General features: G+C 35.4%; 7 protein-coding genes. 6 read left to right on the forward strand and 1 reads right to left on the reverse strand.

Annotated features, from left to right (window positions below; all coding sequences use genetic code 11):
• Window positions 1-38: 38 nt before the first annotated feature.
• From NH286_RS01070 to xdhC, 6 genes are all read left to right on the forward strand, one after another.
• Window positions 39-2,603: an FAD-dependent oxidoreductase gene (locus NH286_RS01070; RefSeq protein ID WP_265236205.1), complete on the forward strand. Its 2,565-nt coding sequence runs from the start codon at window positions 39-41 to the stop codon at window positions 2,601-2,603.
• Window positions 2,604-2,612: 9 nt separating this feature from the next.
• Window positions 2,613-3,932, forward strand: a complete 1,320-nt coding sequence (ssnA, locus tag NH286_RS01075; RefSeq protein ID WP_265236207.1) for a putative aminohydrolase SsnA — start codon at window positions 2,613-2,615, stop codon at window positions 3,930-3,932.
• 23 nt (window positions 3,933-3,955) lie between these two features.
• Window positions 3,956-5,335 carry a uracil-xanthine permease family protein gene (locus NH286_RS01080; protein WP_265236209.1) on the forward strand — a complete coding sequence of 460 codons (1,380 nt, stop codon included), beginning with the start codon at window positions 3,956-3,958 and terminating at the stop codon, window positions 5,333-5,335.
• 130 nt (window positions 5,336-5,465) lie between these two features.
• Window positions 5,466-7,760 (forward strand): xanthine dehydrogenase subunit XdhA, encoded by a 2,295-nt coding sequence (xdhA, locus tag NH286_RS01085; RefSeq protein ID WP_265236211.1) that lies wholly within the window; start codon window positions 5,466-5,468, stop codon window positions 7,758-7,760.
• Window positions 7,761-7,770: 10 nt separating this feature from the next.
• Window positions 7,771-8,658 (forward strand): xanthine dehydrogenase subunit XdhB, encoded by an 888-nt coding sequence (gene xdhB / locus NH286_RS01090; RefSeq protein ID WP_265236213.1) that lies wholly within the window; start codon window positions 7,771-7,773, stop codon window positions 8,656-8,658.
• A complete protein-coding gene (xdhC, locus tag NH286_RS01095) occupies window positions 8,648-9,202 on the forward strand; it encodes a xanthine dehydrogenase subunit XdhC (RefSeq protein ID WP_265236215.1) in 555 nt (184 codons plus the stop codon). Before xdhB ends, xdhC begins: the two co-directional genes overlap by 11 nt.
• A gap of 106 nt (window positions 9,203-9,308) precedes the next feature.
• Here the strand turns inward: xdhC and NH286_RS01100 are convergent, their stop codons facing one another.
• Complete coding sequence (locus NH286_RS01100; protein WP_265236217.1) at window positions 9,309-11,297, reverse strand: hypothetical protein; 1,989 nt, start codon at window positions 11,295-11,297, stop codon at window positions 9,309-9,311.
• Between the last annotated feature and the right edge of the window lie 186 nt (window positions 11,298-11,483).

Genomic DNA, 11,483 nt, shown 5'->3' on the forward strand with positions numbered 1-11,483 from the left:
CAATTGTATGGGGTTATTTCTTTAGGAAGGAAGTAAGTATGAGTGAATACATGAGATTGATAGAATTTCCCAAGCTTATAGAATGGGCCTTGGAAGAATATAAAAATGAGGAAAGCGTATTTTCTATATCTAAAGAAAAATTTTATAAAAATACAAGCGGAAAAAGCCTAAAAACTGTTTTTGGTGATGAACTTGGTTCGGCTGTTGGTCCTGCAGCAGGTCCTCACACTCAGCTTGCCCAAAACTTGATAGCATCATATCTTGCAGGTGGTAGGTATATGGAGTTTAAGACATGTCAGATAATGGATGGGGAAGAGCTCATGGCAGCCATTCCAAAGCCATGTATAAATTCAGAAGATGAGGCCTACAACTGCGAATGGTCTACAGAACTTAAGATAGAAGATGCAGCAGCTGAATACATAAAGGCAGAAATTGCCATAAGAGTCCTTGCCAAAGAATTTGGGATCTCAGATAAAAAAGATTTTGTTCTAAACATGTCTGTTGGCTATAACCTTGAGGGAATTAAATCTCCTAAGGTAGATAATTTTATAAATTCCTTGATGGATGCAAGTCAAACTAAAGTCTTTAAGGATGCTATTGCATATTTGAAGGAAAACATCGATAAATTTGAAAACGTTAATCTTGAAGATATAGAAGCAATAGATGGTAAGGTTTGTAATTCTATGACCCTATCAACCATGCATGGTACACCAGCAGGTGAGATAGAAGAAATTGCTGCCTATTTGATAAAGGATAAGGGCCTAAATACTTTTGTTAAGTGCAATCCAACCCTTGTTGGATACGACTATGCAAGAGAAATTTTAAACAAATTGGGCTATAAATACATAGACTTTGATAAGGCCCAGTTTGATCATGACCTAGGCTTTGATGAATCTATAGAGATATTTACGAGATTATTAGAATTAGGTAAGGATAATAATTTAGTCTTTGGTTGCAAATTATCAAATACTTTCCCAGTTATCCAAAAAAGAGGAGAACTACCAAGTGATGATATGTACATGTCTGGTAGGGCCCTACTTCCTCTAACAATTTCAGCAGCCTTCAAATTATCAAAGGCCTTTGATGGTAAGCTTCCAATGAGCTATTGTGGTGGTGCAGATGGACTTAATATAAAAGAAATATTTGAAATTTTTAACCAACCAATCACAGTATCAACCACACTTCTAAAACCAGGTGGATATTATAGACTAAAAGAATTAGCAGAGGAAACTGAAGAGCTTTTAGGCAGGGACTACCAAGGAATAGATAATAAGAAGCTAAAAGATTTAGTTGATAAGCTTGATTCAATCGATCTTTATAAAAAAAATCCAAAGCAAAGACTAAGATCTAGAAATTGGCAAAGTAATCTTCCTTTAGTTGATTGTTACTTAGCACCTTGTAAGGAAGATGGTTGTCCTTTAGGTCAACAAGTTTCAGCCTACCTTCACTATGCAGAGCTTGGAGATTATAAAAAAGCAATGGAGACAATTGCAATTGATAATACAGCTCCTTCTATACTAGCAACAACTTGCTATGAATTTTGTAAGAAAGCCTGTACCAGGGTTGACTATGAGGCAGGAATAAATATAAGAGAAGTCAAAAAAGAAGTCGTAGACGCATATTATGACACATATATAGAAAATCTTAAGTCAAGCCCTATAAAAACTGAAAATAAGGCAATTATAATAGGTGGAGGTCCTGCAGGCCTAGCAGTAGGAATCTTTCTTAGAAGAAATGGTCTAGAAGCGAAAATCTTAGAAAAATCAGATAAGCTTTATGGCTATGCTAATGAACTAGTAAGTGAAGAAGTTATAGAAAAAGACATAAGACTACTTGAAAAAGTTGGAGTAGCTTACGAATTAAACAACGACCAAGCAATAGATATTGCTAAATTAAAAGAAGAATATAAGTATCTAATATTAGCAACAGGTTCAAAGTCTAATATCGAAAATCTCAAAGACCAAGGCATAAGCATAGATAAAAAAATTAATCTATTAGACACTAAGGAATCTAACATAGAAAATGTCTACTTTGCAGGAGACATAACCAAGGGTAGAAAATCTATTGTAAATGCAATAGCAGACGCAAAAATTATTGCCAAGGATATACTCAAAAAAGAAAAGCTTGAAAATGATTTTATAGAAGTTTCTTATGAAAAACCGCTTGATCAAATAATAAAAAGGCGTGGCTATTTAGAGCTTCCAAAAGAAAAAGATGCAGCTAGATGCCTATCATGCGACAATATTTGTGAGATATGTACAGAAGTTTGTCCAAATAGGGCAAATGTTGCAATATACGTAGAAGGATTTAAAAATAAGAGACAAACAATTCACTTAGATGGTCTTTGCAATGAATGTGGCAACTGCGAAAGCTTCTGCCCACACAAGGGAGCCCCTTACAAGGATAAGTTCACAGTTTTTAAAGAAAAAATGGATTTTGATATGTCAGAACAAATAGGAATCCTTAAAATATCTGACGATAAGTATTTGATAAGACTTGCAAATAAAAATGTAATAGAAGCAAAAATCGATGACCCAAGAATCGATGAGACCTTTGTCAAAATAATAAAAGCCCTAGAGGCCAGGTATTCTTACTACCTATAAGGAGAAACAATGATAATAAAGGCAAAGACAATAATCACCAACGATGAGGCAAATAATTTCTACGAAGATTCAGCAATCCTCATTGAAGGAAAAATCATAAAAGAAATTGGTGATTTTGAAAAAATAAAAAAAGAAAATCCTGACCAAGAGATAGTAGATTTTTCAGATAAGCTTGTAATGCCAGGGCTTATTTGTGCCCATTCTCATTGCTATTCAGCCTATGCTAGGGGAATGAGCGTTTCAAACCCAACAGATAATTTCTTCCATGTTCTAGAAAATCTCTGGTGGGCCTTAGATAAGAAATTAACCCTAGAAGATGTAAGGTTAAATGCCCTTACAACCTTTATGGAATCAATCCATAATGGGGTAACTACAATAATAGATCACCACTCAGGACCTAACTCAATAGAAGGCTCCCTCTTTACCATGGCAGATGCTGCTAAAGAGCTTGGAATTAGAGCAAGCCTTTGCTATGAGGTATCAGATAGGGACGGACTAGATAAGAGAGATTTGGGAATAGCAGAGAATATAAATTGGATAAAAGAAGCAGAAAAACACGATGATATGCTAAATGCATTATTTGGCCTACATGCATCATTTACCCTCTCTGATGAGACTTTAGAAAAATGCCAGAAAGCTATGGAAGGCTTTGACAATGGATACCATGTTCATATAGCAGAAGGAATCGAAGATGAGTGGGAAACTTTTAAGATGTCTGGTAAAAGAGTGGTAGATAGGCTAGATGCCTATGAAATATTTAAACCAAAGACCCTATCCATCCACAATGTTCATATAAATGAAAGAGAGATGGATATCTTAAAGGCAAGAGATGCAATGGCTGTTTTTAACCCACAAAGCAATATGAATAATGCAGTAGGAGCTCCTCCAGTCCTAAGGATGTTTGAAAAAGATATCCTCCTAGGCCTTGGAACAGATGCCTACACCAATGATATGTTTGAATCAATGAGGGTTGCAAAAGTATTGCTAACCCACGAAAGCCACGACTCAACCAAGGGCTTTGCTGAAGCAATCAAACTTCTGTTTGAAAACAATCCAAAAATAATGGATAGGTTCTTGAAAAATCCTGTAGGAAAGATTAAGGAAGGAGCATACGCTGATATAATAGCCCTAGATTATGACCCGATGACTCCTCTAAATGGAAACAATTGGATGGGCCACGCCATATTTGGATTAAATGGTGGACTAGTAACAGATTCAATCATAAATGGAAAAATCGTAATGAAAGATAGGGAAATAAAAACTATCGATCAAAAAGAAATACACGAAAAATCAAGACAAAGAGCAAAAGAAATATGGCCTAAGCTCTAGGCAAAAATAAACAAGGAGAAATTATGCAAAAAAATACAACTGGCCCCGTATCAAAATCTTTATTTGATATAGATGGTAAGCCTGATTTAAAGAAATCTTTTCCTATAGCCCTTCAGCATTTGCTAGCGATGATTGTGGGTAATACACTTCCAGCAATCGTTTTAACAAATACTTTGGCTAACACTGACCACGCCCTTACTGCGGCTCAGTCAATATATCTAATCCAAGCAGGAATGTTTGTAGCAGCTCTTGCTACCTTCCTTCAGCTATATCCAATTATAAAACTTGGTCTTGGATCAAGACTTCCAATGATAATGGGTGTATCCTTTGCTTATATCCCAGTAATTAACTCTGTTGCTGTCAAGTATGGGATTGGAGCAGTTTTTGCTTCACAAATAGTAGGTGGTATTATAGCCTTCCTTGTGGGAATGAATATCAAAAGACTTTACAAATACTTCCCACCAATGGTCTCAGGTACTGTAGTTCTTACTATAGGTCTTTCCCTTTACTCAGTAGCCCTTAATTATATGGCAGGGGGAAATGGAAACCCTAACCAAGGCGCTATGGTTTATTGGATTGTAGCCCTAATTACCCTTGCTGTTGTTCTAATTTGTAATATGTTTGGCAAAGGCCTTGTAAAATTATCAGCTATCCTTATTGGTATTGTAGCAGGTTATGTTGCCTCACTATTTTTCAACATAGTTGACTTTTCTAAGCTTGCAGATGCAGCTTGGTTTACAGTTCCAAAAGTGATGCCTTTTAGCCTAGACTTCCACCTAGATGCTTGCATAACTATGGGTGTAATGTTTGTTGTAAACTCTATCCAAGCGGTAGGAGACTTCTCATCTACAACAACAGGTGGACTTGATAGACAACCAACAGAAAAAGAGCTTGAAGGAGGAATCAAGGCCTACGGTCTTACAAATATGGTATCTGCCTTCTTCGGCGGTCTTCCTACCGCTTCTTATTCACAAAACGTAGGCATAGTATCACTTACAAAGGTAGTATCAAGAGCAGTTCTTAGACTTACAGCTATCATGATCCTTATAGCAGGATTTATTCCTAAATTTGGTGCCCTAATGCTTTCTGTTCCACAAGCGGTAATAGGCGGTGCTACAGTAACAGTATTTGCTCAAATCACAATGAGTGGTATGAAGTTAATCACATCTGATGAAATGAGTGTTAGAAATGTGACCATAACAGGTCTTGCCATAGCCCTTGGCATGGGTATAACCCAAGTAAACCCAGTAGCCCTAGAGCAATTCCCACAACGGTTCAGGATGATATTTATATCTTCACCAGTAGTAATGTCAACTCTAATAGTCTTCTTTTTAAATATAATCTTACCAAAGAAAACAATAGAAGAAGAAGCTCGTGAAAGAGAATTGATGGATAAAGAATAAAATGTTTAACCCTTCAGTTTAAAAATTGGAGGGTTATTCTTTTGGGAAAATTAAAAAATACTATAATTTTTTATGAAAATGTGATATATTTATACTAATAAGAGCCATTTAATTAAAGAAAGGAAACATAATGTACGTAGGTAAAAAAGTCAAAAGGGTAGATGCTTTTGATAAGGTCACAGGTAGAGCCAAATTTACAGAAGATCTTATCCCAAAAGATGCATACACCGCCAAAATCCTCCATTCAAATATTGCCCATGGTAGAGTTTTAAATATTGATACTAGCGAGGCAATGAAGGTCGCAGGCGTTGTAAAGATTGTAACTTGCTTTGATGTGCCAAAAATCCAGTTTCCAACAGCAGGCCACCCTTGGTCTACAGAAAAGGAACGTCAAGATGTGGCAGATAGACATCTCTTAAATGAGCATGTAAGATTTTACGGAGATGACATAGCTGTAGTTATTGGTCGTGATGAGATAGCCTGTAAAAGAGCCTTAAAAAAGATTAAGGTTGAGTATGAAGAGTATCCAGCAAATTTTGATCCAAAAGAATCTATAAAAGATGTCAAAGTCCCAATTCATGACGAATGTCCTAACAATATCCTAAAGCATACCACAAATAACAGAGGTAATTTCGAAGAAGCAATAAGGGAAGAAGGACTAATTAAGATAGTAGGGGACTATGAAACTCCAATAATTTCCCATTCACATTTGGAAAACCCAGATGTTTATGCCTACGAAGCGGCAGGCAAAATTGTAGTTGTAGCTTCCACTCAAATACCACACATAATTAGAAGAGTAATAGGCCAAGCTTTAGGCATAGGCTGGGGCAAGGTCAGGGTTATAAAACCATACATAGGGGGAGGCTTTGGAAATAAACAAGATGCGCTATATGAGCCACTTTGTGCCTTCCTAACAACCCAAGTAGGTGGCCATCCTGTAAAGCTTCTTCCAACTAGAGAGGAGACTTTTGTTTCAACTAGGACAAGACATTCTATGAAAATCCACCTCGAATCTTATGTTAGAAAAAATGGTGATTATGTTGCAAGACGAGTTGAAACCTACTCTAATGGTGGAGGCTATGCTTCCCACGGCCATTCCATAGCAGCCAAGGGGCTTAACTGTTTCCATCAGTTATATCCTTGTGAAAATATCAAGGGCGATGCTTACTCAGTTTATACAAATCTTCCAACAGGCGGTGCTATGAGAGGTTATGGTATTCCTCAGGCAATGTTTGCCTACGAAGCTCACCAAGATGATATAGCCAAGGCTCTTGGCATGGATCCGCTTGAATTAAGACTTAGAAATGTAATGCCAAAGGGCTATGTTGATCCATTCTCACATAATGAAAATTATTACGATTCCTTTAGAGATTGCCTAAATAAAGGTGCTGAAGCCATGGATTATTATGGCAAGAAGGAAAAATATAAGAACCAAACCGGTAATATCAGATATGGGGTAGGATGTGCTGTTTATTGGTATAATACAGGTGTTTTCCCAATATCACTAGAATCTTCTTCTTGTAGGATGATTGTAAATGAAGATGGGTCTGTTCAGATGCAATTGCCTGAAACAGAAATTGGCCAAGGAGCTGATACAACCTTCACCCAAATGGCAGCAGACTGTCTTGGAATGAAAATAGAAGATATTCATATAATCTCAACCCAAGATACAGATGTATCCCCATTTGGTTTAGGTGCCTACGCATCTCGTCAAACCTATATGGCAAGTTTTTCCATAACAAAAACTGCCAAAGAGCTTAAGGCAAAAATCTTAGACCAGGCTTATCTACAGACAAGGATAACCCCAAATAACCTAGATATAGTAAATTCAAATATAGTTAGAAAAGAAGATAGTAGGATTCTTCTAACAATGGAAGAACTTGCTACAGAAGCCCTTTACACCCTAAAGACTGAAAACCAACACATAACAGCAGAAACAACCCACACAGTAAGGACTAACGCTTATTCCTTTGGGGCAAGTTTTGCTGAAGTCAAGGTTGATATAAACCTTGCCAAAGTTGAAGTTCTTAAGCTTATAAATATTCATGATGCTGGTAAGATTATAAATCCACAGCTAGCAGAGGCTCAAGCCCACGGAGGCATGAGTATGGCAGTAGGTTATGCCCTAACTGAAGAGATGAAATACAATGACAAGGGTAGGATTTTAAATGACAACCTCCTTGATTATAAGTTAGGTACAATTGCAGATACACCAGAATTTGAAGTCTACTTTGTAGAAAATCCAGAGCCAACTTCACCATTTAATACCAAGTCCTTAGGAGAACCTCCAACATGTTCTCCAGCCCCTGCAATTAGAAATGCAGTCTTAAATGCGACTGGTATTTCTGTAAATAAGATACCAATGACCCCACATGTCCTCTTCCCACTCTTTAAGGAAAAGGGACTAATAAATAATGACTTATAAGGAGGATTAGATGTACGATATAAGAGAAATAAAAGAAGCCTATTTTATAGATGAGGCTTGCAAATTACTAGCAGAAGATCCAGGCCTTAAAGTCATAGCAGGTGGTACAGACCTTCTAGTCAAACTTAGGGAAGGCTCAATTGAAAGCCCAAAGCTTTTGTCAATTCATTTGATAGATGACCTAAAGAAAATAACCATTGATGATGAGGGAGATATAGAAATAGGTGCCCTAGCTACTTTTACAGAAATAGCAGAAAATCCAATTATTAAAGAAAATCTTCCAGAGCTAGCAGAAGCAGTCCTAACAGCAGGTGGTCCACAACTTAGAAATGCAGCCACAATTGGGGGCAATGTTTGTAACGCAGCTCCTTCTGCAGACTCTGCCCCAATGCTATTTTGCCTAGAAGCTCTTGTAAATATAGTAAGTGCTGAAGGTAATAGGAGCATCCCAATCACAGAATTTTACCTAGGACTCGGAAAAGTTGATTTAAAGGAAAAAGAATTTGTAAAAAGCTTTACCATCACAAAAGACAAATACCAAGGCTATATAGGAAAATATTTTAAATACGCCATGAGAAATGCCATGGATATAGCGACAAGCTCTTGCGCTACACTAGTTAAACTTGATGATGATTTAAAGATAGAAGAAATCAGGGCTTGCTACGGAGTTGCATCAGTAATTCCTGTTAGGGCCTATAAGGCAGAAGAAGAGTTTGTTGGCAAAGTCTTAACAGAAGAAAATATCAAAGCCTTTGCTAAACTTGCCCTTGAAGAGCTATCGCCAAGAGATTCTTGGAGAGCAAGCAAGGCTCTTCGTACTCAAATCCTATATGAAATTTGCATAAGAAACCTAGAAGCTATCCTAAGTATTTACAAAGGAGAAAATGATGAAAATTAAACATAGCAGGGAATATGGTCCCTTTGCTCCGAGAATAGATGAACTATCTGATATAGATCCTTCTTATAAAAGAGTAAGGTGTACCCTAAATGGCATACCCGTTGATAAGATGGTCGATACTAGAGCTAGTCTTACAGATTTTCTAAGAAATGACTTTGGTCTTACATCAGTTAAGAAAGGTTGTGAGGTAGGCGAGTGTGGAGCCTGTTCTGTCTTAATCGATGGAAAAAGCGTCGATTCATGCCTATATTTAGCGATTTGGGCAGAAGGAAAAGATATCTGGACAACAGAAGGCCTTGTAGCAAGCGATGGTTCAATATCAATTATACAACAAGCTTTTATCGACCAAGCTGCAGTCCAATGCGGCTTTTGTACACCAGGCTTTATAATCACAGCTACAGAGATAGTAGCTAGGGGGCAAAGGTATGATAGAAGTGAGCTTAGAAGGCTTTTAGCAGGCAATATGTGCAGGTGTACTGGTTATGAAAATATCCTAAGAGCTGTTGAAGAGGCTATAGAAATTGAGATAGAGGCTAGGGGGTAAATATACTTACTTAACCTAATCAGGAAGTTTCTATACACAAAATTTTATACAGTATCAATAAAGCAAAATCCCAGGAAATATAGTCTTCCTGGGATTTAGTATTTTATTAAATTTCTAATTCAAATTTATTTATGATTTTTTCAACTTTTTTATTAAGTTCTTTTTGCTTGTTAATTAAATATTTTAATAAGTCACGCTTACCATCTGACATTTTAGCAGTCTTTAGATAATGTTCTGCATTATCTACAACTTTAACGCTATTTGTATAAGCAATTTTTAGTTTATTGATAGATCTTAGTCTAATTTCTTTTACCTTTTCTTCGGATGATTTTTCATTTATCAAGCTTGGGTAGTCATAGATAATATTTTGATTATAAAGGTATAGGTTTAAGTCATCTATGGCCTTGCCTAGCTTAGCTATATTAGCATTAAGTTCAGCTAGTAATTTATCAAGTCTTTCTTTTTCTTGGTTTTTACTTGTGATATTTGAATTAATTATATCTAGCTTAGCTTGAATAGTTTGTCTTTCTTCCTTAAGAGTAACAAGTTCTTCCTTGAGTCTTGCCCTATCTTCATCTGTGAGTGAGTCGATTTCTTTCTTATCGCTCTTTAATTGGTCTAGCTCTTTTTGAAGATTTGCGATTATATTTTCTAAATTAGAAATGTTAGTTTTGTTTGCTAGAAGCTTTTCTCTTAATTCCTTTAATTTTGGATCTTCTTTAGATTCTTCTTCCTTTGGTCCACCATTTTTGATAAGATCAAGGAGTTCTTTGTAATAGACTAGTTGATTTTCGAGTTTGATTCGTTTTTCCTCATAAGGGGTTGCTTCTCTTTCTATCGATTTTCTCTCAGAAGTTAGTTTATTTATTTCTTCCTTTATTTCATTATAAGTTTTCTCTTTTTGTTTGTATTCTTTATAATCTTCTTCGGAGTCTTTATTTACTTTTTCAACATTATTTAGATAATAGAAGTCGTTTTTACTTTTGGATTGTATACTAAAAAGCCATCTTCTTATACCATTACTTATTTTATTTTCAAGTTCAATTTTCTCTCTTATGGCATATTTTTCGTTTAATGCATCAGTAATTGATGTGTGATTTTTTGTTATTTTAAAATATGAATCAAGTGCAGATTGATGTTCTTTATTTAATTCTTTAATTTTGTCCTCTACTTCTTTTTGGCTAAGAGTGTTATTCTTAAAATCGCCTCTAGATTTATGCTTTGTTTCCTCCTTGCCTATATCTATTGATTCAGAAGTATGATCTTCGTAGGTAAATCCCCTGAAGGCAATTTGATTGTCTTTAGCAACTTTTACAGCTTCTTCAGTGTTTTTAACTTTTACTTTTGAAGCCTCAAATTCTTTTTTCAATTCTTCTACTTCTTTTTGGTAGTTTTCAACATCTTCTGTCTTGTAATCACTAGAATTGGTTAAAACTTTACCTAGGAATTCGTTTTTAACTTTATACTTGTATTCTAAAATACCGTGTTCAACCTTTACTTCTATCAAATTTTGTCTAGCATCATTATAAATCCTGTTGAGTTTCCAAGCTTTATCTATTTCTTCTTTTCTTTGCTTTTCTAGTTCTTCAGCTTTTTTCTTTTCAGCCTCTGCATCTATTTCATTTTGCTTAGGATTTTCTTCCTTTTTATCTTTAGCTTCAATATCATCAATTTGTTTTTGGATTTCCTCGCCTTCTTTTTTGGCAGTTTCTAAAGATTTATCCTTTTCAGAGATTTTTCCTTCTAAATCAGATATTTCCTTATCAAGCTTTTCTTTGCTCGCTTTTTCATCAATGAGGGTTTCATTTGACTTGATCTTAATATTTTTATCATTTAAAGCATTCTTAGTTTCGGTTTTTTCTTTGTTTAACTTATCAAGGTCTTCATTTACTTTATTTAGTTCATTTTCAGTTTGTGTTTTTTCTTCATTAAGATTGGATAATTCGCTTTTCTTGGAAGCGATTTCTTTTTTAATAGAATCTTCACTTTTATCTGCTCCTGGAGCTACACTTGCATAAGATTTTGGCAAGGTTAAAATTGCAGGACTTAACAAGAGGACTGCTAGGGCAGGGATGAGTAGTTTGTTATTTTTCATGATTTTCTCCTTAAAACATTTTCTTTCTTTCATTATATTAGCAATAGTATAAAAATCAATAAAATATCTATATTTTAAATCTCGTTATCTTGATAAAGATAATATAAAATTATATGTCAAGTATTAGTGGATTTGAACCTTTTATAAATTAAAACTATGGAAAAATAAAAAACAAAAATTTTTCAA

Origin of the sequence: Anaerococcus sp. NML200574 (genome assembly GCF_026131665.1) — a bacterium.
Taxonomy (GTDB): domain Bacteria; phylum Bacillota; class Clostridia; order Tissierellales; family Peptoniphilaceae; genus Anaerococcus; species Anaerococcus kampingae.